23 protein-coding genes are annotated in these 22,729 nt (G+C 61.7%); 8 read left to right on the forward strand and 15 right to left on the reverse strand.

What is annotated here, in order from left to right; genetic code table 11:
• Window positions 1-23 precede the first annotated feature (23 nt).
• Genes arsJ through SJY36_RS07290 form a run of 3 tightly spaced genes read right to left on the reverse strand, consistent with a single transcriptional unit; the run spans window position 24 to window position 3,049 of the window.
• Window positions 24-1,277: an organoarsenical effux MFS transporter ArsJ gene (gene arsJ, locus SJY36_RS07280; protein ID WP_064215795.1), complete on the reverse strand. Its 1,254-nt coding sequence runs from the start codon at window positions 1,275-1,277 to the stop codon at window positions 24-26.
• Window positions 1,274-2,272 (reverse strand): ArsJ-associated glyceraldehyde-3-phosphate dehydrogenase, encoded by a 999-nt coding sequence (locus SJY36_RS07285; protein ID WP_386173923.1) that lies wholly within the window; start codon window positions 2,270-2,272, stop codon window positions 1,274-1,276. Before SJY36_RS07285 ends, arsJ begins: the two co-directional genes overlap by 4 nt.
• A 6-nt stretch (window positions 2,273-2,278) precedes the next feature.
• Complete coding sequence (locus tag SJY36_RS07290; protein ID WP_386173925.1) at window positions 2,279-3,049, reverse strand: ArsR family transcriptional regulator; 771 nt, start codon at window positions 3,047-3,049, stop codon at window positions 2,279-2,281.
• A 268-nt stretch (window positions 3,050-3,317) separates the two neighbouring features.
• On the opposite strand from SJY36_RS07290, the gene SJY36_RS07295 reads away from it, so the two are divergent.
• Window positions 3,318-4,121, forward strand: a complete 804-nt coding sequence (locus SJY36_RS07295; RefSeq protein WP_386173927.1) for a thioesterase family protein — start codon at window positions 3,318-3,320, stop codon at window positions 4,119-4,121.
• 76 nt (window positions 4,122-4,197) lie between these two features.
• Here SJY36_RS07295 and bioB read toward each other — a convergent pair whose 3' ends face one another.
• From bioB to SJY36_RS07340, 9 genes are all read right to left on the reverse strand, one after another.
• Window positions 4,198-5,181, reverse strand: a complete 984-nt coding sequence (bioB, locus tag SJY36_RS07300; RefSeq protein ID WP_180827595.1) for a biotin synthase BioB — start codon at window positions 5,179-5,181, stop codon at window positions 4,198-4,200.
• On the reverse strand, window positions 5,178-5,735 hold the full coding sequence (locus tag SJY36_RS07305) for a biotin transporter BioY (RefSeq protein ID WP_386173929.1): 558 nt from the start codon (window positions 5,733-5,735) through the stop codon (window positions 5,178-5,180). Before SJY36_RS07305 ends, bioB begins: the two co-directional genes overlap by 4 nt.
• An 83-nt stretch (window positions 5,736-5,818) precedes the next feature.
• Window positions 5,819-6,487: a GntR family transcriptional regulator gene (locus SJY36_RS07310; protein WP_180827596.1), complete on the reverse strand. Its 669-nt coding sequence runs from the start codon at window positions 6,485-6,487 to the stop codon at window positions 5,819-5,821.
• 45 nt (window positions 6,488-6,532) lie between these two features.
• Window positions 6,533-7,447, reverse strand: a complete 915-nt coding sequence (locus tag SJY36_RS07315; protein WP_386173932.1) for a nickel/cobalt transporter — start codon at window positions 7,445-7,447, stop codon at window positions 6,533-6,535.
• The gene (locus tag SJY36_RS07320; RefSeq protein WP_386173934.1) at window positions 7,432-8,082 is read right to left on the reverse strand and encodes a DUF1007 family protein; all 651 of its coding nucleotides are present in this window, start codon (window positions 8,080-8,082) and stop codon (window positions 7,432-7,434) included. The genes SJY36_RS07315 and SJY36_RS07320 overlap by 16 nt, the downstream gene beginning before the upstream one ends.
• Before the next feature lie 76 nt (window positions 8,083-8,158).
• A complete protein-coding gene (locus SJY36_RS07325) occupies window positions 8,159-8,893 on the reverse strand; it encodes an ABC transporter permease (RefSeq protein ID WP_386173936.1) in 735 nt (244 codons plus the stop codon).
• Window positions 8,890-9,825, reverse strand: coding sequence for an ABC transporter ATP-binding protein (locus SJY36_RS07330; RefSeq protein WP_386173938.1), 936 nt, complete (start codon window positions 9,823-9,825; stop codon window positions 8,890-8,892). The genes SJY36_RS07325 and SJY36_RS07330 overlap by 4 nt, the downstream gene beginning before the upstream one ends.
• A complete protein-coding gene (locus tag SJY36_RS07335; protein ID WP_386173940.1) occupies window positions 9,822-10,994 on the reverse strand; it encodes an ABC transporter permease in 1,173 nt (390 codons plus the stop codon). Before SJY36_RS07335 ends, SJY36_RS07330 begins: the two co-directional genes overlap by 4 nt.
• Window positions 10,995-11,005: 11 nt before the next feature.
• Window positions 11,006-11,920 (reverse strand): ABC transporter substrate-binding protein, encoded by a 915-nt coding sequence (locus SJY36_RS07340; RefSeq protein WP_386173943.1) that lies wholly within the window; start codon window positions 11,918-11,920, stop codon window positions 11,006-11,008.
• A 208-nt stretch (window positions 11,921-12,128) separates the two neighbouring features.
• Here SJY36_RS07340 and ampC point away from each other — a divergent pair, with 208 nt between their 5' ends.
• Window positions 12,129-13,295, forward strand: a complete 1,167-nt coding sequence (gene ampC / locus SJY36_RS07345; RefSeq protein ID WP_386173946.1) for a class C beta-lactamase — start codon at window positions 12,129-12,131, stop codon at window positions 13,293-13,295.
• 33 nt (window positions 13,296-13,328) lie between these two features.
• On the opposite strand, the gene SJY36_RS07350 is transcribed toward ampC, so the two are convergent.
• Both SJY36_RS07350 and ftrA read right to left on the reverse strand, forming a co-directional pair.
• A complete protein-coding gene (locus SJY36_RS07350; protein ID WP_386173948.1) occupies window positions 13,329-14,489 on the reverse strand; it encodes an amidohydrolase in 1,161 nt (386 codons plus the stop codon).
• Between the two features lie 124 nt (window positions 14,490-14,613).
• Window positions 14,614-15,588 carry a transcriptional regulator FtrA gene (gene ftrA / locus SJY36_RS07355; protein ID WP_386173951.1) on the reverse strand — a complete coding sequence of 325 codons (975 nt, stop codon included), beginning with the start codon at window positions 15,586-15,588 and terminating at the stop codon, window positions 14,614-14,616.
• Window positions 15,589-15,685: 97 nt separating this feature from the next.
• On the opposite strand from ftrA, the gene SJY36_RS07360 reads away from it, so the two are divergent.
• Window positions 15,686-16,075, forward strand: a complete 390-nt coding sequence (locus SJY36_RS07360; RefSeq protein ID WP_386173954.1) for a nuclear transport factor 2 family protein — start codon at window positions 15,686-15,688, stop codon at window positions 16,073-16,075.
• A 54-nt stretch (window positions 16,076-16,129) separates the two neighbouring features.
• On the forward strand, window positions 16,130-16,510 hold the full coding sequence (locus tag SJY36_RS07365; protein ID WP_037944097.1) for a VOC family protein: 381 nt from the start codon (window positions 16,130-16,132) through the stop codon (window positions 16,508-16,510).
• Window positions 16,511-16,570: 60 nt separating this feature from the next.
• Here the strand turns inward: SJY36_RS07365 and SJY36_RS07370 are convergent, their stop codons facing one another.
• Window positions 16,571-17,116 carry a YaeQ family protein gene (locus SJY36_RS07370; RefSeq protein ID WP_289091902.1) on the reverse strand — a complete coding sequence of 182 codons (546 nt, stop codon included), beginning with the start codon at window positions 17,114-17,116 and terminating at the stop codon, window positions 16,571-16,573.
• Between the two features lie 323 nt (window positions 17,117-17,439).
• Here SJY36_RS07370 and SJY36_RS07375 point away from each other — a divergent pair, with 323 nt between their 5' ends.
• The 4 genes from SJY36_RS07375 to SJY36_RS07390 all read left to right on the forward strand — a co-directional run bounded on the left by SJY36_RS07375 (window position 17,440) and on the right by SJY36_RS07390 (window position 22,704).
• Entirely contained in the window at window positions 17,440-17,910 is a 471-nt protein-coding gene (locus SJY36_RS07375) for a (2Fe-2S)-binding protein (protein ID WP_005853119.1), read from the forward strand.
• Window positions 17,903-20,215, forward strand: coding sequence for a molybdopterin cofactor-binding domain-containing protein (locus tag SJY36_RS07380; protein WP_386173960.1), 2,313 nt, complete (start codon window positions 17,903-17,905; stop codon window positions 20,213-20,215). The genes SJY36_RS07375 and SJY36_RS07380 overlap by 8 nt, the downstream gene beginning before the upstream one ends.
• A 498-nt stretch (window positions 20,216-20,713) precedes the next feature.
• Window positions 20,714-21,967, forward strand: a complete 1,254-nt coding sequence (locus tag SJY36_RS07385) for a tyrosine-type recombinase/integrase (protein ID WP_386173962.1) — start codon at window positions 20,714-20,716, stop codon at window positions 21,965-21,967.
• A complete protein-coding gene (locus tag SJY36_RS07390) occupies window positions 21,967-22,704 on the forward strand; it encodes a hypothetical protein (RefSeq protein WP_386173964.1) in 738 nt (245 codons plus the stop codon). Before SJY36_RS07385 ends, SJY36_RS07390 begins: the two co-directional genes overlap by 1 nt.
• The last annotated feature ends 25 nt before the right edge of the window (window positions 22,705-22,729 follow it).

A 22,729-nucleotide genomic window follows, 5' to 3' on the forward strand; every position in this document is an offset into this window, starting at 1 on the left:
GGGACATCCCCGCGCGCCGCAGTTCATGACGTTTGCGAAGGGCGCAGCTGTGCCGTCCCCAAGGCGCTCAGCGCCAGCATCAGCGCCGCCGTGCCAAGACACAGCGCCAGCCCCCCCAGTTGATAGGTGAAGCCTGACAAAAGCGTGCCTACCAACCGACCGGCCGCGTTGGACATATAGTAGAACCCCACATCCATCGTGACCCGCTTTGCATCCGTAAAGCTGAGGATCAGATAGGAATGAAGCGCCGAATTCACCGCGAAAATCGCACCGAATACCAGCAAACCGATGACAATCGTGACCGTCAGCGCGGGGGATGGCGCAGGCGTGATCCAGACCAGCGCGGCCAGCAGGGCAGGCACGACGACCAGCGCAAGGTTCCAGTGGCGGGCCTGTGCGAGCGTGTCGCCCTCGGTCCGGCCTGTGGCCCGCAGTATCTTGGGGGCCCAGCCTTGCACGGCCCCATAAAGGATCGTCCACACCGCCATAAAGCTGCCGATCATAAAGAAAGCCTCCCGCTTGCTTTCGACGCTGCCATCGGAGAGCACGGCGTAGAAATAGATCGGGATGCCCACGACAAACCACACGTCGCGCGCCCCGAAGAGGAACAGCCGCGCGGCGCTGAGCCAGTTGATATTGCGGTTCTTGGACAGGACTTCGGTGAACTTGGCATCCTTGCGTCCCACGGGCAGGCCCGCGGGCATACCGATGATGACGCCGATCAGGATCACAAACAGGATCGCCGCCATCACCAGCGTCGACGGCACAAACCCCAGCAGCGCCAGCATCCCCGCACCCAGCAGAAAGCCAGCGCCCTTGACCGCGTTCTTCGATCCGGTGAGCAGTGCGACCCAGCGGAACAAGCCGCCCCCTGTGGTGGGGGCCAGCAGCTTGACCGCGGATTTAGAGCTCATCTTGGCCAGATCCTTGGCCACACCCGACAGCCCTTGCACCAGCATGACAAAGACGACAGAGGCGGCGACGCTCCAGGCCGGATCAAGCTGTGTCAACGCCAGCAGCGCGACCACTTGCAACGACAGCCCCGCATAAAGCGTCGAGGTCAGCCCGAAGCGCGCCGCGATCCAGCCCGCCGACAGGTTGGTGACCACGCCCGCGATCTCGTAGAGCACAAACAGATAGGCCAGCTGTACCGGAGAGAACCCGAGCGTGTGAAAATGCAGCAGCACCAGCATCCGCAGCGCGCCGTCGGTCAGCATAAAGGCCCAATAGGCGGCGGTGACAGTGATATAGGCGGTAAAACCGGCAGGGCGTGTCACAGCTTGCCGCCCACCATCAGCGCCACATCCACCAGTCGGTGCGCATAGCCCATTTCATTGTCATACCACGCATAAATTTTGACCTGCGTGCCATTCACCACCATCGTCGATGGCGCATCCACGATCCCGCTGCGGGTGTCATTGGTGTAATCCGACGACACAAGCGGGCGTTCCTCAAAGCCCAGAATACCCTTTAGCGGCCCCTCGGCGGCGGTTTTGAACAGGGCGTTGACCTCTTCCACACTCGTCTCACGCTCCAGCTCGAACACGCAGTCGGTGATCGACGCATTCAGCAGGGGCACCCGCACGGCGTGGCCGTTCAGCTTGCCGGTCAGCTCCGGATAGATCAGCGTGATCGCCGTGGCGGACCCCGTGGTGGTAGGGATCAGGTTGGTCAGCGCCGATCGGGCGCGGCGCATATCCTTGGCGGGGCGGTCCACGATGGTTTGCGTGTTGGTCACGTCATGGATCGTGGTGATCGACCCGTGTTTGATCCCGATCCCTTCCAGCAGCACTTTGACAACGGGGGCGAGGCAGTTGGTGGTGCAGCTCGCCGCGGTGACGATGCTGTGCTTGGCTGGATCATAGGTGTCGTCGTTCACGCCATAGACGATATTCGCCGTCGGCCCGTCCTTGACGGGGGCAGAGACAACAACCTTTTTCACGCCCGCCTCGAAATAGGGGGCAAGCTTGGCCTCTGTCTTGAACGCACCGGTGCAGTCGATCACCACATCCACCCCCTCCAGCGGCAGGTCTGTGATCGATTTGGTGCTGGTCACGGGGATACGCGTGCCATCGATGGTGATCGCATGTTCCTCTGCGCTGAAGGTCGCAGGCCAGCGCCCGTGGACGGAATCAAACTCCAGCAGATGGGCGTGCATCTCGGGGTCGCCAACCGCGTCGTTGATAAAGGCGATCTTGGCCCCCTGTTCCAGCAAGGGCCGCAGGGCGAGTTTTCCGATGCGGCCAAGGCCGTTCAAAGCATAGGTTGTCATCGTGGTTTATCCTGTGGTCACTGGGTCGGCCCCGATGGCATCGACCCGTTTTTGCAAGGCAGCGCGATCCAGCGCTTCGAAAGGCAGGGCGGTGAAGGCCAGAAGCCGGTTGTGCAGCGCGCCATATGTCTGTTGAAAGGCCAGCCGGCGTTCCGCTTCTGTCCCTTCGGCTTTGACGGGATCGGGCATGCCCCAATGCCCCGACACGGGCTGGCCGGGCCAGGTGGGACATTCCTCGTTTGCGGCGTGGTCACAGACGGTAAAGACGAAATCCATCTGCGGCGCATCGGCGGTCTGGAATTCAGAGATATGTTTGGACCGCAGCGCGTCGATGCTGTGGCCCTTGGCTTGCAGCATCTCGACCGCAAGGGGGTTAAGCTCGGACCGGGGCAGGGTGCCCGCGGAATAGGCGGTGAACCGGTCGCCCGCCATGTCCCGCAGGATCGTCTCTGCAAAGATGGAGCGGGCGGAATTGCCGGTACATACGAAAAGCACGTTGAATTTTGTCTGGGTCATCATCTGCGTCCTGTTAATGAGGTCAGAGAACGGGGGCGGGCAGAGATCAGCGCGCCCCCGACAACAATCCACGAACAACCCCGATACGACCTCGCCCGCCGCATCAAGGTTGATGGTGTACAAGAGCCGCGTCCCGTCGCGCCGCTGCGAGATCAGCCCGACTTGCGTCAGCGCCGACAGATATACCGACGCCGTGCTGGATTTCAGCGCCAGTACCTGCGCGATTTCCCCCGCAGGCAAAGCATCCGGATAGCGCCGCATCAGCAGGCGAAACACGGCCAGCCGCTGCGGGTGGCTCAGGGTGGCGAGTTCGATCTGTGAGTAGTGTTTCCATATTTCATGGATATGTGAAATATAGATTGGGCGTCAACACCTCTATTCGATCCTGCCAAAGGTTTTTTGCCGCGGGGGTGCGTGTTGGGTGACGTGGCGTTTCAGGGGCAGGGTGTCTTGCGCGCCCTTGGCTTTGCGGGCATCGATTGGGAAACAGCGCGCCCGCGCGCGGTGACAGACGCATAAAGGACCCGACATGACAGATGTGACCCTGGCCGAGGTATTGGCGACAGCAGAGCAGGATGGCACCGCGCCGCGCTATCAGGTGCCAGAGAACTGGGCGCAGGGGCGTACGGCCTTTGGCGGATTTACCGGTGCCTTGCTGGTCAATGCGGCCCGTCGGGACCGCCCCGATCTGCCCGCGCTGCGGTCGGCGCTGATTAACTTTACCGCACCCGTGTCGCAGCCGCCCACGATCCATGCCGAAGTGCTGCGCGAAGGGCGCAACATCACCACCATCGCCACCCGCGCTGAAATCGACGGCAAGGTCGCGGCAACGGGCACGTTTTCTTTCGGCCATGCGCAGGAAAGTCAATTGAGCGTGGGCCATACCGCGCCCGCCGCCCCCCAAGGGCCGGACGACACGCCCTCTTACTTCCCGCCCGCATTGAAACGCCCGCCGGTGCGGTTCTTTGTCAACTTCGAGGTCAAGCTGATCGAGGGCAGCCTGCCGTTTTCAGGGTCCGATCGCGGCTATGTCCGGATTTGGGCGCGGCACCGTGATCCGGCGATGTGGGGGACGCTTGAAGGGCTGATCGCGATTGGCGACGTGCTGCCCCCCGCCGCTTTCCCGATGATGACGCGGCCGGGGCCGAATTCGTCGATGAACTGGATCATCAACCTGTTGTCCGATCACGCCAACACCCGCGACGGCTGGTATATGATGGAGACACAGCTGACCGCCGGTAACGGCGGCTATAGCTCTCAGGTCATGCGGGTCTGGAATACGGATGGGGATATGGTCGCAGACGGCATGCAGTCGGTGATCATCTTCGCCTGACGCCACGCTGTCGCCCGATAGGATAAGCCCGGCCCGAGGATATCAGGCCGGGCTTTTGCACGTGTCAGGGGCGGATCTACTGCGCCGCGATCTTGGCCGATCTGGACGCGGGCTTGGCCGGTGCCACATGCATGCCGAGCCGTTGCAGAAGGTCGTTGTCTTTCCACGTGGCCGGGTTTTCGGTGGTCAGCAACTGGTTGCCCACAAAGATCGAATTCGCCCCCGCCAGAAAGCACAGCGATTGCAGCTCGTCGCTCATCCCGGTGCGGCCTGCGGAGAGACGCACGACCGAGGCGGGCATCAGGATACGCGCCAAGGCCACCAGCCGGACCAGCGCAAAAGGGTCGACCTTTTCGGATTTTCCCTGCACTGGCACGCCTTTGACCGCGTTCCACAGGTTCACCGGCACGCTGTCTGGGTGGCTGGGCAGCGTGGCGAGGGTGACCAGCATGCTGATCCGGTCCGCCTCTGCCTCTCCCATCCCAAGGATACCGCCGCAGCAGACCTTGATCCCGCCCTTGCGCACATGTTCCACCGTCTCAAGGCGGTCTTCCATCGTGCGTGTTGACGCGATCTCGGCGTAATACTCGGGCGAGGTATCGATGTTGTGGTTGTAGAAATCGAGCCCGGCATCCTTGAGCTTGGTCACCTGCTCGGGCGACAGCATCCCCAGCGTCATGCAGGTCTCTAGCCCCAGATCGGCCACGCCGCGCACCATATCGGTCAGCTTGTCCATGTCGCGGTCCTTGGGGCTGCGCCATGCAGCCCCCATGCAGAACCGCTGCGCGCCCGCATCCTTGGCGCGTTTGGCGGCGGCGATGACCTCCTGTGCGCCCATCAGTTTGGTCGCTTTGACGCCGGTGTCGTAATGCGCCGATTGCGAACAATAGCCGCAATCCTCGGGGCAGCCGCCGGTCTTGATGCTCAGCAAGCTGGCGGTTTCGATCGCCGTGGGGTCGAAATGCGCGCGGTGCAGCGTTTGCGCCTGATGGATCAGGTCGGGGAAGGGCAGCGCGTGGATCGCTGCCGCTTCGTCGAGGGTCCAGTCTGTACGGATCATTGATCACGCCCTTTCAGCCGCGACAGGCCAGACAGCAGTGTCGCCACCAGCAGCACCTTGACCACATCACCCAGCAGGAAAGGGGTCAGCCCTGCGGCCAGCAGCTTGGATGCGGGCACGAACAGCGACAGCCACGCCAGACCACCGGCATAGACCACGGTCAGCCCCGCCAGCATCGCCAGCACGCGCCCGATCCAGCCGCGCCCCATCGCCAGCCAGCCGGTCAGACCCGCCGCCACAAGGTAACCCAGCAGATAGCCGCCCGTCGGCCCGACCATATAGCTAAGCCCGATGCCGCGTTCAGGCGTGCCGGAGAACACCGGAAGCCCCGCTGCACCAGCGCCAAGATAGGCCGCCATGGCCGCCAGCCCCAGACGCGGGCCAAGGGTGAGGGCGACAAGAAAGACCGATAGCGTGTGCAGCGTCATGGGCACCGGCCAGAACGGGATCTGGACCTTGGCCCCCAGCGTGATCAGCGCGGCACCGGCCAGCGCGAGGCCAAGGCCCTGCGCGAAGGACGGGTTACGGGGTAGGGATGTAATCGCAAGTGCCATCTGGTTTCCTCCGAGTGATAGCTTTCAAGGTCTATCCCAGTAGGACGAAGGACGCGCCTTCTGACAATTCAGATTATAGATAATTATCTGAAAAACTCGGAAGTGCCTGACCCAGTTTGATTTTTTAGGGTGCGACTGCGCTTGCCGATCCACCCCACGTGGCGCGAGAGCGTGGTACAGGCCAGATCCACCTGACCTTTACGCAGCGCGTCGAGGATCAGACGGTGATCGTGATCGGTGCGGGCTTCCCAATTTGTCCGCCACGCCCGCAGAATGAACCGCGCGCTTGCCGCTTGCAGGTCGTCAATCGACCGCATCAGACGCGGCATCTGGCAGGGTTCAAGAATTAATCTGTGAAAACAGCGGTTTGCCTCTTCCCATTCATGTACATTCTGGGCGCTGTCGCCTTGCAGGTTGGCCTTTTGCGCCTTGGCAAGGATATCGGGCGTCAGGTTGGGTGCGGCGTGCCGCAGGGCGAGCGCTTCGAGGCTGGCGCGCATTTCAGCGACTTCCCGCAGCTCTGCCATATCGAAGAAAGTGACGCGAAATCCGCGTCTTGGCAGGCTTTCTGCAAGTGATTGTGTCTCTAGCAAACGAAAGGCTTCGCGCACAGGCACATGGCTTGCGCCGAATTCCTGCGCGATGTGGTCTTGCCGCAACCGCGCGCCCGGGGCCAACTGCCCCGAGATGATGCGGTCGGCTAATATGCGCGCAATCCGGGCGGAGTGGGTCTCTGATCTAGGTTGGGTCATGGATTATAGATAGTTTTGACCGTCCCCCTTGTCGAGCGGGTAAACTCAGACCGTCCGCAGCAGCAATCCCCCCGCCAACAGGGCGACACCAAGCCCGGCGGCAAGCTCGATCAGGGCGGCGATCTGGGCTGCACGGGGGGCACTGGCCCACCCGGCGAGCACCCCGCCGCGCAACGCACCGGCACCAAGACCCACGGCGATGGTGATGGTCCCGGTGCCAAAGGCCATCGCGAAAGCACCGGCAATCCCGACGCCCGCGATCCCCATCTGAAGCGTGATGATCAACACGAACAACGCCCCCGTGCAGGGCCGCACCGCGATAGATCCGATCAGCAGCAGCGTCTCGCGCAGGGTGGTCGCCTGTCGAACCTGTTCAGCGGTGGGGCCATGCGCATGGCCACAGGTGGCGCAGATACCGTCATGGTCGTGCTGGTGGTGATTGTGGTGATGATCTCGCGGCGAGGGAAGCGTCGCGCGGAAATGGCGCAGGCCCCGCCAGAACAGCCACAGCCCGACACAGGCAATCGCGCCATAGCTGACGGGGGCCATAATCGCCTCTGTCAGCGAGATCATACGCTCGCGCCCCAAGTGCAACAGGCTCACGCCGGTATAGACCAGAGCCACCGCCGTCACGGCCTGACCCAGCGACGACAGCAGCGCGATCACCGACAGTCGCAGCATCGGCACAGCCTTGGCCGCGCCATAGCCGCCGATCAACACCTTGCCGTGACCGGGGCCTGCGGCATGAACCACGCCATAGGCGAAACAGGCGGAAAGCAGGGCGGTTATCGCCTCTGGCTGGCCCGCACGCACGGCGCGCAGCGAGAGGGCGATGCTGTTTTGAAACGCGCGTTGATGCGCCGCAGCCCATTGCGCCAGCCGGTCAAAGCCGCCGGTCCACCACAGCGCGGCAAGGGCGATGACCACGCCCAAGGCGATCACGGTCAGGGCGCGGCGCATGTCACATTCACCGTCGGGGCCATTTGCGCGCCGATATCCGGCAGACCCGCGTCGGAAGGATCGGTCTGGGCATCAAGCTGGGCGAGCTGTTGTTGCAGCGCCTCCATCGTGGCGGTGACATCGGGCATGGCGACGCGGGCGCGACAGGTCGGTGCGCGCGTGGTGTCTATTGCAGTCGTGATATCGTAGGCGGTGTAATAGGTCGCATCATAGGGTTTGATCGTGATTGCTGTCCCTGCGGGTACTGCGGTTTCCAGCGCGCGGGTGTGCATCGTGGTGATCTGTCCGTTGTCAAACTGCGTCGCAATCTCGGTCGGGCCGGACAGCGCGATATTGCTCGCCTCGGCGCTGAGGACCAGATCGCCGTTGAACCCGTCGACCCACTGCATGTCAAAGCCGTTCAGCGTCGCAAGCTCCGTTTCCGTGAGCGCCCCGTCGCCGTCGGCATCAAGGCCCATATCCTCGGTCACCAGCAAGGAATAGAGCGCGTCATACTGCCAGGTCACCCGCACATGGGTCAGTTGCCCTTGATCGTCGGCGACAAGCGAGAGCTGCGTGTCGATAAACACATGGGGGTGCGCGGCCAGCGGCGCGGCCCAGAGGGTGAGGACAAAAGGGGCAAGCTGTCGGATCATAGCGGTGTGATACAAGTCTTGGACAGGGGGCGCAATTGCGCGGGCGGCGGATAGGCGCGCTTCCACTCGGCGCGGTTTATCCACCCATGCGACGGCTCAGGTAACGTTCAAGCTGGGCCATACCGTCATAGATAAGCACCGCAAAAAGCCCCACGATCAAACCGCCTTGCAGCACATAGGCGGTGTTATTGGTCAGCAGCCCGGCGATGATGACTTCGCCCAGGGTGCGCGCGGCAACGGTGGAGCCGATGGTGGCGGTGCCAAGGGCGATGACGACGGACAGGCGGATCCCGGTCAGGATCACGGGCAGGGCGAGGGGAAGCTCCACCCGCCACAGGCGTTGCCAGCGGTTCAGCCCCATGCCGCGTGCGGCCTCCATCGTGGCGGGGGGCAGGGTTGATAGGGCGGTGATCGCGTTCTCGAAGATCGGGAGCAGCCCATAAAGAAACAGCGCCACCAGCGTCGGCCCCGCCCCGAAGCCCAAGGCAGGCACGGCAAGCGCCAGCACCGCGACGGGGGGGAAGGTCTGACCGATGTTGGTGATCGTGCGCGACAGCGGCAGGAAGGACGCGCCCACAGGACGGGTGACAAAGATCGCCAGTGTCACCGCCACCAGCGTCGCCGCAACAGAGGCAAGGGCCACTAGCCCAAGATGGCTGAGCGAGAGCGACAGCAAAGAGCTGCGCGCGTAAATGACCGGTCCGCCCGCCGGGGCCAGCGGCGCAAAGAGCGGCGCGAACCAATCGGGCCGTAGCACCAGAGCGAGCAACAGCGCCAGCAAGCAGGCGCGTAGCAGGTTGCCCGCTGTCATGCGTGCACCTCGGCGCGGGCGCGGATCGCGTCTAGCGTCACGCGGCCGATGATCTTGCCCTTATCGGTGATCGGCACGGCGCTGCGCCCTGTCCACAGGCAGGCCGACAGCGCGTCGCGCAGATTTGCCTCGCGGGGCAGGGGCGCGCCGTTGGCGGGACCGTCCTCCATCACCTCAGCCAGCGGGGTGAGGGAAAGCAGCCGCAGCGGGCGTTCGACATCGCCCACCATATCAGCCACAAAATCTGTTGCGGGGTGGGTGATGATCTCTGCCGGGGTGGCATGTTGCACCAGCTTGCCGCCATCCATCACCGCCACGCGGTCGCCCAGACGAATGGCTTCCTCCATATCATGGGTCACGAGGATGATGGTGGAGCCGAGCGCCTGCTGGATGCGGCGCAGATCCTCTTGCGCGCGGGTGCGGATGATCGGGTCGAGCGCGCCAAAGGGTTCATCCATGAGGATCAGATCAGGGCGCGAGGCAAGGGCCCGTGCCACGCCGACCCGTTGTTGCTGCCCGCCCGACAGTTCAGAGGGGTAGCGGTGGCGGAACTCTTGCGGTGCCATCGAGAAAAGATCAAGCAGTTCGTCCACGCGGGCGTCGATCTTGTCGTGGGTCCAGCCCAGCAGTTGCGGCACCGCGCCAATATTGCGCGCGACCGTGTGATGCGGGAACAACCCGTGCCCTTGAATGGCATATCCGATCCGCCGCCGCAGGATATGCGGTTTGACGTCGAGGGTTGATTGCCCGTTGATCCGCACCTCTCCCGAGGTGGGCTCTTCCAGCCGGTTGATCAGCCGCAAAAGGGTTGTCTTGCCCGAACCGGATGTGCCCACAATTACGGTGATCGTGCCGGTATCAATGGTCATCGACACGCCATCGACGGCGCGGGCGCTGTCGTAGATTTTGGTGATATTGTCGATCTCTATCATGGGGTCTCCTTGGGGAGGCGGCGGGTCAGGTCGACCAGAATATCCATCACGATAGCCGCCGTCAGGGCCAGCGCGACCGTGGGCAGCGCGCCCAACAGGATCAGGTCTGTCGCGGTCTGGTTCAGCCCCTGGAACACGAATGTGCCAAAGCCGCCGCCGCCGATTAGCCCCGCGATGACCGCCAGCCCGATGTTCTGGACCAGCACGATGCGCAGGCCGGTGAGGATCACGGGGAGGCCGATGGGCAGTTCCACGCGCCACAGGCGTTGCGCCGCTGTCATGCCTACTCCGCGCGCGGCGTTCAGGGCTTGCGGCGGCGTGGCGGCCAGACCGGCCACGGTGTTTCCCACGACGGGCAGCAGCGAATAGAGTACCAGTGCGACAAAGGCCGGTGCGAATCCGATGCCCGCGATGCCAATGCTGCGCGCACCGGGTACGGTGGCACCGACCCAGCCCAGCAGGGGGATCATCAGCCCGAACATGGCGAGCGAGGGGATGGTTTGCAGAAAGCTCAGCACCGGCAGGATCGCGCTGCGTAGCGCGGGCTTGCGGTGGCTCAGAACACCGATGGGAAAGCCGATCAGCCCCGCCATGCCAAGCGACCCGAAGGCCAGCCAAAGGTGACGCGTCGCCTCGGACGCGAAGGCGTCACGGCGCGCGGCAAGTTCCTGCATCACCGACAGCGGTGCCAGCGCACCAGAGCCAAGCACGACGGACAGAGCACCCAGCACCAACGCGAGCAGTGATGCGCGCTGAAAGGGCCCCGGTTTCATCGCGGTGATCGCATCGGCCATGAGCAGGGCAAAGATCACCAGCAAGCACCAGAACCCCGCCGCCGGAGACACCCTTGCGTAATCGCCCGCGCCCTCCAGCAGTGCTGGCGCGCCCTGGACGAGAAGCCACAGCAACCCCGCCAGCCCCACAAGCGGCCCCGCCAGACGCAGTCCCACGTGTCTTGCAGGCAGGCCCAACGCCAACCCCGCCACGATCGCTGCCAATCCGGGGATCGTCTGCGATACGGGGACCACCGCCCAGATCGGCACCGCGTCCCCCGCCACGATGCGGTTTGCGGCCAGCGTCATAAAGGGGGCCAGCATCGCTGCGGCCCCCAGAACGGCAAATAGAACCCCCGGCGCGGATAGCTGCGCCCGAGGGGTCTGCAAGGACATCGTGCCCCGGATCAGTCCAGCACCCCGGCTTGGGTGAGGTAATCACGCGCCACGGCCTCTGCCGGTTCACCGCCAACCTGAATCCGCCCGTTGAGCTTTTGCAGCGTCGCCATGTCCAACCCCTCGAAAATGGGGTTCAGCACCTCGGGGATCGACGGGTATTCGGCCAGTACCTCGGCGCGGACGATGGGGGCGGGCTCGTAGACGGGCTGCACGCCTTTGTCATCCTCCATCACCACCAGACCTGTGGCACCGACACCGCCGTCGGTGCCATAGACCATCGCGGCGTTCACACCCGATGTGCCCCGTGCGGCGGCCTGGATCGTGGCTGCTGTATCGCCGCCGGACAGGATCACCGTCTGGTCCGCGTCCAGTTCAAATCCGTAGGTGTCCTGCATCGCGGGCAGCACCGCGGGGGAGGACACAAACTCGGTCGAGGCCGCGAGCTTGACCGTGCCGCCCTGCGCGACCCATGCGCCGAAATCGGACATGGTGGTCAGGTTGTTGTCTTGCGCCACGGGGCCGGTCACCGCGATGGCCCATGTGTTATTGGCAGGGGCCGAGGTCAGCCATGTGACATCGTTTTGCGTGGAGTCGAGCTCGGCCGCGCGGGCGTGTGCGGCTTCGGCGTCTTTCCACACGTCGCTGTCTGCTTCGTTAAAGAAGAAGGCCGCGTTGCCGGTGTATTCGGGGTAAATGTCGATCTGGCCGGACAGCAGCGCCTCGCGGACAACCTGCGTGCCGCCCAGTTGCAGGCGGCGTTCGACAGGCAGGCCCGCGTCCTCTAGCGCAAGGGCGATGACATTGCCCAACAGCCCGCCTTCTGTGTCGATCTTGGACGATACGGTGATGTCGGCGGCCGCTGCCGAGGCCAGTGCCGCGGTAAGGGTGGCGGCGGATACGGTGATACGAAGGGAATTTTTCATGAGATGCAGGCTCCTTGGCGTAAAAAGTGACTGGTTTGCACAACTTGGGGATCAAGGTAGCGGGCAAAGCCGGGAAGCCAAGGGAAATTACTGTGAAAGCTGCAAGCGGCGGGGCGCGCACCGGTTCGTCCGCGCATTTTCGCATTTGTGCGTTGAGGCCGTGCCGCTTAATGACGTCGGCAACACCCATGAATAGGTCGAAGCAGATATGAAATCCCCCAACCTCGCGCTGGCAGTCGTGCTGTCGGTCCCCTTTACTTTTCCCGCGTCGTTGTTCGCACAAGGCGCAACGAGCGAGCAGATTGTCGATATCGCAGGTGCCAGCTTTGCGCCGGTAATCGAGCAGTATCAAATCCCCGGATTGGTCGTGGGTATCACCTGGCAGGGGCAGCATAGCTTCCATGCGACGGGTGTGGCGGCGCGCAAAGGAAATGTCGCGGCGACGCCGGATACGATCTTTGAACTCGGGTCGATCAGCAAGATTTTCACCGCGACGTTAGCCGCATTGGCTGAAGACCGCGGTATGCTTGATCTGGATGCGCCTGTGTCGGACAGCATACCCCAGCTTGAGGGGGCCGCTTTCGGCGCGATAAGGCTGGTTGATCTGTCCCCCCATGTCACCGGTGGCTTGCCGCTTCAGGTTCCCGGCGAGGTGGGCAATGTGCCCGAGCTGATCCGCTGGCTAGAGGGCTGGCAACCGCCGCAACCGGGGACACGCAGCTATTCCAACGTCAGCATCGGCTTGCTGGGGCATATCACGGCACAGACCATGGGTATGTCCTTTGCCCAAGCGGCTGAGGATGTGCTGTTTCCCGCGATGGGGCTTGGCAGCACCTATGTTGACGTGCCGGATGACGCGATGGATCGCTATGCCTTTGGCTATGACCGCAAGACGGATGCGCCCATTCGCGTTAACCCCGGCGTGTTGGCAGATGAGGCCTATGGGGTGAAATCGACCGCCCGCGATATGCTGCGCCTGCTGGATCTGGAGCTGGGCCGCGGCGGGGCAGATCCCGCGCTGACCGCAGCGCTTGAACGCACACGGCAGGGGCAGGCAGAGACGGCCTATTACACCCAAGACATGATATGGGAGCAGTACCCTTGGCCTGTCGATGTCGCCAGGATGGAGGCGGGCAACGGCTATGACTTTATCCTGTCGCCCCAGCCCGCGACCCGCCTGACCCCACCGTTGCCACCGCAGCGCGATGTGATCCTGAACAAGACCGGCGCGACCAACGGGTTCGGCGGGTATGTCGCGCTGCTACCGGGGCAAGACCTTGGGATCGTTGTGCTTGCCAACCGCAACTACCCGAACGAGGCGCGGGTCCGTGCGACCCATGCGCTGATCACCGATTTGCTGGCGACGCAGGACTAGCGGGCTTGGGCGGCGCGTTCAGAAGGGGGCGGGTTACGCCGTCCCCAGAAGATCTCGGGCGATGCGGTCGAAGATCCCGCTGCCGATGGGGATAAGGTCATCGGGGAAGTCATAGTCGGGGTTGTGCAGGGCCGCGTGATCCTCCCCCGGTCCGAGACACAGCATCGCGGCTTTGGCCCCCCAGCCGAATACGCCGAAATCCTCCGAAGCGCGCATGGGTACGTTTTCCTCGCCAAAAGGCACGCCGATCGCCTCCATCGCTTTGGTTGCTACGGCATAGGCGTCTGCGTCGTTGATCGAAGCGGCGAAATGGTCATGCACCTCGAAAGAGACGCCAAGACCGTATTCAGCGGCAATCGTTGATGCGAGATCGCGCGCGGCGGTCTCAAGGCTTTCCAGCCCCGCATCGCCGGCGGTGCGCAGAGTGGCAAACACCTCTGCCGCGCCCGGCGCGATGCCGAAAGTCGGCTCTCCTATAGTGGCGTGGGTGACGGTGACCAGCCGGAAGTCGTCGTTGCGCGGGCCGCCGTCGCCGTGGCCCAGATCATCCAGCGCGGGGATAAGCCGTGCCACCGCGAGCGCGGGCGATACCCCGTCTTGCGGGTCGGCGGCATGGGCAGTTTTCCCGCTGAGCTTGACCTTGAGCCCCATCGACGCGCAGTTGATCAGCCCCACGCGGGTGGAGACAAAGCCGAACGGACTGCCCGGTTCATTGTGGATCGCAAAGGCCCAATCCGGTTTGATCGCGTCGAATGCGGGATCGCTGACCACCGCTTTGGCCCCGCTGCCGTCCTCTTCCGCGGGTTGGAACATCAGCACCACGCGCCCCGTGGCAACCGGTTTGCGCGCGATCATGCGCCCCAAAGCCAGCAGCATCGTCATATGACCATCGTGCCCGCACACGTGGCTTTTGCCCGCAACCTCGGACAGCCAGTCGATATCGCTGTTGCGTTCTTCTATCGGCAGGGCGTCAAGCTCGGCGCGGAACAGGACCGTCGGGCCAGCCGTGCCGCTGTCGAACACCGCCGCGACGCCATGCCCTCCAAGACCTGTCAGGATGCGGGTGGGCGACAGGGGCTTTAGCGCGCCAACGATGGTTTTTGCGGTCTCTACCTCTTCGCCAGAGACTTCGGGATGGCGATGCAGCGCGCGGCGAAATTCGGTCAGTTCCACAAGATCACTATTGGTCAACATAAAACGCGACGCCTTCTGCTTCGGGGTTTTCTGGTATGCTACGTCAAAACCCTAACAAACGCGACGGGTGCAGTGTAGCCGCGTTTGTGCGGGCGGTGCGGGAAACCCAGCGTAGGGGGCGGGGCTAGGTGGCAGCCCCGAACCTTTCGCGATACCGGATCGGAGGAACGCCCATCATTTTGCGGAAATCGCGGCGAAAACTCTCGGCCGAGCCGAAGCCGCAGACGTCTGATATATCGGCCAGCGGGATGGCGCTATTTTCCAGCAGTTCAGCGGCGCGGGACACCCGTTCAAGCTTGAGCCAGTTGAGGGGGGTGTCGCCTGTCTCTTCGCGGAACCGGCGGGCAAGCGTGCGCCCGCTGGTCGCGGCGGTTTGTGCCATACGCGCCATCGGCCAGTCCTCGTCGAGTGTGGCGCGGATCATATCCTGTAGCGCTGCAAGATCCGACCCCATCCGCGCCTTGGGCTCGGGGCGGGGCACGAACTGACGTTGCCCGCCGTCGCGTTGTGCGGGAAGGACAAGCCGTCGGGCAACAGACGCAGCGACCTGCGCGCCGTGATCCTGCCGAATGATATGCAGCCCCAGATCCAGCCCCGCCGCCGATCCGGCCGAGGTGAAAATCCTGTCGTCTTCCACGAATAGCACATCAGGGTCCACGGATATGTCAGGGTAGCGCGCGGCCAACTGATCGGTGTATCGCCAATGGGTTGTGGCGCTTTTGCCTGTCAGCAGCCCCGCCGCAGCCAAGACAAAGACACCTGAACAGATCGACGCGATCCGCGCGCCTTGGGCATAGGCGTCTTGCAAGGCGGCGCATAGCGCGGGCGGGATAGGGGCATCGGCACCGCGCCAGCCGGGCACGATGATCAGGCTGGCTTGCCGCAGCAGATCAAGATCCTCCTGCGCCTCGATCGTGATGCCGCCCGTGGCGCGGATCGGACCGGGTTCGGCCTTAACCGTCGCATAGCGGTACCAATCCGCGAACTCGGGTCGGGGCAGGGCGAAAAGCTCTACCGCGATGCCGAATTCGAAGGTGCACAGCCCGTCATAGGCAAGCGCACAGACCAAGGGGGCGTTTCGGGGTGCAATTTGGGACATTTTGGCAGAATCCGACCGAAGGTTGTCAATATAGCCAGTATCGCGGGTTTCGCAGAAATGGCAATCTTGGATCAGCACCACATACCGGAGGTTTGACATGACCATGCACCCTGAACTGCTGAGCGCGATAGAGACCTATTTTGACGCAATACACGAGTGTGACACCGACAAGTTGAATGCCGTGTTCCACCCGAGCTCAAGCCTGTTTGACGGCGACAATGGGACGGTCTTTGTAGAGCCGATCGACAGTTTCAGCCGCGATGTCGGGGCCCGCGTCTCTCCTGCCAGCATCGGGCAACCGCGCGAGGCAGAGGTGTTGATGATCGACATGCTGTCGCCGCTGAGTGCAACGGTGAAAATCCGCATCCGCGCCCATGACAATGTCTTCGTCGATCACCTTGGTTTCGTGAAGGGCGCGCAGGGCTGGCAGATTGTATCGAAGATCTGGCATCTTGAGCGGCGCATTGACGCGTCCAATGCGGTCTGAGCGGCGGGGCAATTCGATTTTACGACAACACCAAACACTTGAAAGGGATAGGAAATGACCAAGATGAATGCCGTAGGATGGTTCGATATCTATGTGGACGACCTTGATCGGGCGGTCGGCTTCTACGAAGCCATGCTCGACACCAAGCTGGAGCCGATGCCAGACCCGAGCGGTGAGATGCAGATGATGAGCTTCCCGACCGAGATGACAGCCTATGGCGCGGGGGGCGCGCTGACCAAAGCGCCTTATGCGGGGCCAGGGGTCGGGGGCACGATTGTCTATTTCATGGTCGAGGATTGCGCCACCCAAGAGGAACGCGCGACCAGCGCGGGCGGCAGCGTCGCGCAGCCGAAAACATCCATCGGTGAGTTTGGCTGGATCCTCGTGTGTCAGGATACGGAGGGCAATATGGTCGGCTTCCACTCCATGCAGTAGCGGCACAAGTTTCGCTTAAATGCGCGCTGGCGAGGGGTCACCCCCGACGCCAGTGGCGCTTCAGCCCGCGTCTTTCCACGTCTGGGGCGTCAGGTAGACGACGCTGTCATCGACGCTGACCATAACGTCACCGTCCTGAATATGCACGCCAAGCTTCATCGCGCGGCTGGCCAGCTTTGCCAGCGCCGCGGTGTCATGCTCTGCCAGATTGACGACCTCGAGCTTGTCGAAACGGGCGGTGCTGCTGCGGACCTTGTCCCACCAGACCTCTGCCGTTTTGCCGCCATAAGGATAGATCACGACCCGCGCGGATTTGTTGCACGACTGCCGGATGATCTTTTCACTTGGCAGGCCGAGAGCCACCCAAACGTCGATCTCGTCGCTCAGACTTTTTTGCCAGATATCGGGTTCATCGTCGGTCGACAGGCCCTTTGTCATCTCAAGATGCTCATGCGCGTTCAGGGCAAAGGCCAGCAGGCGCACCATCAGACGTTCATCGGTTTCCGACGGGTGTTTGGCCACGGTCAGCTTGTGCGTCTCGTAGTAGTGGCGATCCATGTCCGAGACCGAAAGCTCGACTTTGTAAATCAGAGAATTTTGCGCCATGACGTTGCCGGACCCTTGATGACCGGACTGTCCTATACAGTCTGGTGATGGGGGGCAGTACCTGCCGGTGACTGGATAAACAAGGCGAGACTGCGCTGTGGAAAATCATGCGTGTGTGAGTGGTGGCGAAATATTCTTTCGCCAAGCGTGCTTTCCGTGTAAGATCGTCAAACGCGTATCGCGCACGGACGTCTGACAATCCCGTGATCATCTTGGTCCAGACCTGTCAAAGGGTGCCATGAAACCTATGTTGACCAGTTCGAAACCACGCTGTTATACGCGCCCTCCGCCCTAGGCAAAAATTACCCAAGGACAACGACTTAATGATTGAATTCGAATTGAACGGACGGCAGGTCTCTGTCGACGCTGAGCCGGATACGCCCCTATTGTGGGCGATCCGTGACGAGATCGGACTGACCGGCACCAAGTTCGGCTGTGGCATCGGCGCCTGTGGCGCATGTACCGTGCATATCGACGGGACGGCCACACGGTCCTGCATCACCTATCTTTCGGATGTCGAAGGGATGAAGGTCACCACCATCGAAGGGCTGGACGAAAACGGCAACCACCCTGTGCAAGAAGCGTGGCGGAACCTGCGCGTGCCCCAGTGCGGCTATTGCCAGTCGGGTCAGATCATGCAGGCAGCGTCGCTGCTGAAAGACACGCCCAACCCCAGCGATGACGACATCGACGCGGTGATGACCGGCAACCTGTGCCGCTGCATGACATATCCCCGAATCCGTCAAGCCGTGCGCGACGCCGCCACCGCTATGGGAGGCTCCGACAATGGCTAATTTGATTTCCCGCCTCACAGGCGCAGAGACGCAACCCCAGATGACCCGCCGTGGGTTCCTTGTCTCCATGACGGCCGTTGGCGTTGCATTCGGCTTCCCTCAGGTGTCGAACGCCGCAATGAACCCTGCGGTGCCGGATGGCACGCCGGTCACGCCCAATGGCGACACGTTCGAGCCGTCGATGTGGTACTGGATCGACGCCGACGGTCAGGTCAACGTCAACATCATCCGCGCCGAGATGGGCCAACACGTCGGCACCGCCATCGCGCGTATTCTGGCGGACGAGCTGGAAGTCGCATGGGAAAACGTACACATCACCCATGTCGATACAGCCGAGAAATGGGGCCTGATGGTCACCGGCGGCAGCTGGTCGATCTGGCAAAGCTGGCCTGTCTACCGTCAAGCAGGGGCCGCTGGCCGGACCGCCTTGATCGAAGCCGCCGCGGCCAAATGGGGCGTTGATGCCTCGGGTCTGACCGCACGCGACGGTGCGGTGACCGATGGCACGCAAACCATCAGCTATGGTGATCTGGTGGCCGAGGGGCTTGACCGCAGCTTCACCGAAGAAGAGCTGGCAGCCCTGCCGCTGAAACCCCACGCTGACCTGCGCCTTGTGGGCCAGGACGTGCATCCGCTTGATCTGGATACGAAAACCACGGGTCAGGCGATCTATGGTCTGGATGCCAAAGTTGACGGGATGGTGTACGGCGTGCCGATGCTGCCCCCGACGCGCTATGGCTCCAAGGTGAATGCCGTGGACGATAGCGGTGCCAAGGACATCAAGGGCTACCTTGAAACCGTGGTGATCGACGACCCGTCGGGCACTGTGCCAGGCTGGGTTGTGGTGCTGGGCAAAACGCTGCACGCCGCGCGCACGGCGACCTACGAGATCAGCGTCGACTGGACCTCGGGCGAGACGGCGAATGTCTCGGAAGAGGATATCCAGGCGCGCTCGCGCGAGCTGATCCAGGGCGAGGAAGGGTCGATCCTGCACACAGAGCAGCCCGACACGACCGCTGCCTTTGATGCCGCCGCCGATATGCTCGAAGCCGAATACACCACGCAATCCGTACTGCACTTCCAGATGGAGCCGGTGAACGCCACGGTTTTCCAGAACGCCGATGGTGTTTGGGAAACTCACGCGGGCAACCAGTGGCAATCGCTGATCCTGCCCACGCTGGCCGCCGCTTTGGAAGTACCCGCCGATAAGATCGTGATGCGCAGCTATATGCTGGGTGGGGGCTTTGGCCGTCGCCTGAACGGCGACTATATCGTGCCCGCAGCGCTCGCCTCGAAAGCGGTTGGCAAGCCGGTCAAGCTGGTGTTCTCGCGCGAGGAAGACGCGCAGTTCGACAGCATCCGGTCGCCGTCCGTGCAAAAACTGCGCATGGCGTTCGACGATGCCAAATCGGTCACGGGTATGGAACACCACGCCGCAGCCGGTTGGCCGACGCAGGTGATGGCACCGGGTTTCATGCCCAAAGGTGTCAACGAAGAACCCTATGACCCCTTTGCCATTGACGGCGCCGATCACTGGTACACGGTGGGTGCGCATCAGGTGCGGGCGATCTCGAACGATCTGGCGAATGCGACCTTCCGTCCCGGCTGGCTGCGGTCTGTCGGACCGGGCTGGACCAACTTTGCCGTGGAAAGCTTCATGGATGAAGCGGCGCATAAAGTCGGTGCGGATCCGTTGCAGTTCCGTCTGGATCACCTAAAGGCCGAAGGCATCAACGCGGGCTCTGCGCCCAATGCGGTTGGTGGGGCATCGCGTCAGGCCGCTGTTTTGCAGCGCGTGGCAGAGATGTCGGGTTATGGCAGTGCAGAGCTGCCCGAGGGCACCGCAATCGGTATTGCCACCACCTATGGCCAGTCGCGCAGCATGCCGACCTGGACAGCGGCGGCGGTCAAGCTGGCGGTTGATCCTGAAACGGGCGCGGTCGATGTCCAGAAGATGTGGCTGGCGTTTGACTGCGGCACCGTGGTGGACCCCGACGGGGCGCGCGCACAATGCGAAGGTGCGGCGCTTTGGGGACTGTCTTTGGCGCTGCATGAAGGCACCCGGATCGAGAACGGCAACGTTATCGACCTGAACCTCGGGGCCTATACGCCACTGCGTCTGGCCGATGTGCCCGAGCTTGAAATCGACTTTGTCGAAAGCACCGAAGTACCCGTTGGTCTGGGCGAGCCCGGCACCACCGTGATCGCACCCGCGATTGCCAACGCGATCTTCAACGCGACTGGCGCGCGCGTGCGTCATCTGCCGATCACCGGCGATGCTGTGCTTGCCGCGATGAAGTCCTAAAAACAGATCGGGCGGGCGCAGTCATCGCGCCCGCCCGATCCGACAAACCAAGTGCCCGCGGCTGATTCACATCCGTTTGGCACCGTTGCCCATATTTCCCGAAATTTGTTCCTTTTCCCACCGCGCCGCGCCCCTGCGCATCGCGCCGTTCTGCGCAGCGTTTCGCGTGAGGGAGGCACCCCATCAGCTAAAACGCAAAGGATGTGCCACGCAGGCCCCCAGAACGCGAAAAGCGCCCCCGAAGGAGCGCTTTTTCGTTTACCGCCAACCACCTAAGGGGAAGTTGGCTCCGACGGTAGGGATCGAACCTACGACCAATTGATTAACAGTCAAATTATTAACCGTATCACTACCTAACGAACCATATCCTTGATAACATAAATATTCCATATTTTGCTTGATGTTATATGATTTTTTTGTATCTATATCTAACATGATCTAACGACCACTATTGGTTCAAAATGTTACCCCAGTGTTACCCCAAAGGACCAATTGACTATGGCAAAGGCACTCACGACCAAAGCTGTCGACGCGATGAAACCCAACCTGGTACGGAGACTTGAAGTGCCTGACCCGGCGCTGTCTGGGCTGTATCTGGTAATCCAGCCGAGTGGTGCAAAGTCATGGGCCCTTCGGTATCGCTGGGCGGGAAAACCTGCAAAGCTCACGCTTGGGCGTTGGCCCGTTCTTGGCGTCGCTGATGCGCGTGCAGTTGCGTCCGATGCAATTGACAAAATTGAACGTGGCCAAAATCCTGCGGCTGAGAAAAAGGCGACCAAGGCTGCACGGCTGGAAGCTCAGCTATCTGAACGCGATAAGGTGAAGACGCTGATTGAGCAATTCGACCGGCGCCATTTGTCTGGCCTGAAAAGCGGTCATACGGTCAAACGCGAATTGGATAGGCACGTTGTATCGGAGTGGGGCGGGCGCGACATCCATGATATTGCCAAGCGTGACGTCATTGACCTGCTGGACAGCATAGTCGATTCTGGGCGGATTGTGACAGCTAATAGAGTGCGGTCCTATCTGAATAAGTTTCTCAATTGGTGTGTGGAACGGGACATAATTGCGTTCAGTCCAGCAACCGGGATCAAGCCGGTGGCGAAAGAGGTCAGCCGGGACCGCGTTTTGTCTGATGATGAGGTTCGATGGTTCTGGATGGCCTGTCAGGCGATCAAGCAACCTTGGGGACCGTTGGGAGAGCTGTTGTTGTTGACCGGCCAGAGATTGAATGAAGTCGCCTGCATGACTGATAAAGAGGTCACAGGCACCAATTGGCATCTATCGGCGGTCCGCACAAAGAATGGGCGGGCGCATGACATACCTTTGTCAGATGCCGCAATAAGTGTTCTTTGCCGTATAGATATGATCGAAGGCGATAAGGGGTATTACCACACCACGACTGGCGGAACGCCATTAAGTGGATTCCACAAAGGTCGTCAGCACCTTGCTGACCAAATGGTTGCGATTGCTAGCGAAGAGCGCGGCTTGGAAGTGACTATCCCACATTGGACATTCCACGACCTGCGAAGGACCGCCGCAACGGGTATGGCCCGCCTCGGGATACCTGTGCGTGTGACAGAGGCGGTTCTCAACCATGTCAGTGGAACGGGTGGCGGCATCGTGGCAGTGTATCAACGGCACGACTATGCAGACGAAAAGAGGAGAGCGTTGGAAGCATGGGCCGGCCTCGTTGCGCAGATAGTATCCGGCAATTCCGACAACGTAGTGCGTATTGGGGAGTCTAAGTAGTGATGAATTCGAAAGGGCAGGGAATTACACACCACGAATTTCTGTTTGCCGTCGGTGGGGAGATCGTGATCGAGGCCGACTTGTGGGAGTTTATGCAGTTGAAACCTGAGGACCGACCAAATTGGCCCGATGTGCATATTCTCGCATACCTGGATATACTCTTTCGCATTGACCAACACGCAATAGCCGGAACGCTTGACGAGTTTCGAAATGCCCTGCGCATACGAGGAGAGTTCGTGCTTACGGACGAAGAAACGCAGCGAAAAATGCGGATTGAAGGCCCTTGGATCCGCGAATGGGTAAACCTCTACCGGGTATTAAATGGACCAGACAACGTGACGAAAAGAAAAGTGTCAGGCGTTGCCGAGCGGTTCCTTGGATTAGAGAAGCCGCACCAAAGTGGGACCATATCAATGACTGCCTTTGGTAAACATCCACGAACAGAAATGGAATTATTGGAGACGCTTCCACGTCATAAGAAGCCGCGCGGCGGTGGCAATAAGCTGGCAGTTCCATGGGGTTCTGAAACCTGGATACAGCCAATGAACCAAATGAGATTACTTGTTCTCCGAGATGAGCTTTCCAGAAATGCCGCAGCCAAGCAGGTTGCCGGGATTTCAGAAAAGGCAAGACATTCAGACTATTACAATGATATCCTGCAGCGGTTTAGAGAGAAGATGCGCATCCGAAAATGGGGGGTGAAAGCAATCGAAGATATCCTTTCCCGCTCCTCGTAATCCCCTTATTTTGTCAGTGATTGCC

It is taken from the genome of Sulfitobacter sp. R86518 (genome assembly GCF_042466275.1).
Taxonomy (GTDB): Bacteria; Pseudomonadota; Alphaproteobacteria; order Rhodobacterales; family Rhodobacteraceae; genus Sulfitobacter; species Sulfitobacter pontiacus.

Bases quoted from the DNA above. Each gene is read 5' to 3' on its own strand.
- SJY36_RS07285 (WP_386173923.1), bottom strand. From the start codon at position 2,272: ATGACAACCTATGCTTTGAACGGCCTTGGCCGCATCGGAAAACTCGCC.
- SJY36_RS07290 (WP_386173925.1), bottom strand. From the start codon at position 3,049: ATGCGGCGCTATCCGGATGCTTTGCCTGCGGGGGAAATCGCGCAGGTA.
- SJY36_RS07295 (WP_386173927.1), top strand. From the start codon at position 3,318: ATGACAGATGTGACCCTGGCCGAGGTATTGGCGACAGCAGAGCAGGAT.
- bioB (WP_180827595.1), bottom strand. From the start codon at position 5,181: ATGATCCGTACAGACTGGACCCTCGACGAAGCGGCAGCGATCCACGCG.
- SJY36_RS07305 (WP_386173929.1), bottom strand. From the start codon at position 5,735: ATGGCACTTGCGATTACATCCCTACCCCGTAACCCGTCCTTCGCGCAG.
- SJY36_RS07310 (WP_180827596.1), bottom strand. From the start codon at position 6,487: ATGACCCAACCTAGATCAGAGACCCACTCCGCCCGGATTGCGCGCATA.
- SJY36_RS07315 (WP_386173932.1), bottom strand. From the start codon at position 7,447: ATGCGCCGCGCCCTGACCGTGATCGCCTTGGGCGTGGTCATCGCCCTT.
- SJY36_RS07320 (WP_386173934.1), bottom strand. From the start codon at position 8,082: ATGATCCGACAGCTTGCCCCTTTTGTCCTCACCCTCTGGGCCGCGCCG.
- SJY36_RS07325 (WP_386173936.1), bottom strand. From the start codon at position 8,893: ATGACAGCGGGCAACCTGCTACGCGCCTGCTTGCTGGCGCTGTTGCTC.
- SJY36_RS07330 (WP_386173938.1), bottom strand. From the start codon at position 9,825: ATGATAGAGATCGACAATATCACCAAAATCTACGACAGCGCCCGCGCC.
- SJY36_RS07335 (WP_386173940.1), bottom strand. From the start codon at position 10,994: ATGTCCTTGCAGACCCCTCGGGCGCAGCTATCCGCGCCGGGGGTTCTA.
- SJY36_RS07340 (WP_386173943.1), bottom strand. From the start codon at position 11,920: ATGAAAAATTCCCTTCGTATCACCGTATCCGCCGCCACCCTTACCGCG.
- ampC (WP_386173946.1), top strand. From the start codon at position 12,129: ATGAAATCCCCCAACCTCGCGCTGGCAGTCGTGCTGTCGGTCCCCTTT.
- SJY36_RS07350 (WP_386173948.1), bottom strand. From the start codon at position 14,489: ATGTTGACCAATAGTGATCTTGTGGAACTGACCGAATTTCGCCGCGCG.
- ftrA (WP_386173951.1), bottom strand. From the start codon at position 15,588: ATGTCCCAAATTGCACCCCGAAACGCCCCCTTGGTCTGTGCGCTTGCC.
- SJY36_RS07360 (WP_386173954.1), top strand. From the start codon at position 15,686: ATGACCATGCACCCTGAACTGCTGAGCGCGATAGAGACCTATTTTGAC.
- SJY36_RS07365 (WP_037944097.1), top strand. From the start codon at position 16,130: ATGACCAAGATGAATGCCGTAGGATGGTTCGATATCTATGTGGACGAC.
- SJY36_RS07370 (WP_289091902.1), bottom strand. From the start codon at position 17,116: ATGGCGCAAAATTCTCTGATTTACAAAGTCGAGCTTTCGGTCTCGGAC.
- SJY36_RS07375 (WP_005853119.1), top strand. From the start codon at position 17,440: ATGATTGAATTCGAATTGAACGGACGGCAGGTCTCTGTCGACGCTGAG.
- SJY36_RS07380 (WP_386173960.1), top strand. From the start codon at position 17,903: ATGGCTAATTTGATTTCCCGCCTCACAGGCGCAGAGACGCAACCCCAG.
- SJY36_RS07385 (WP_386173962.1), top strand. From the start codon at position 20,714: ATGGCAAAGGCACTCACGACCAAAGCTGTCGACGCGATGAAACCCAAC.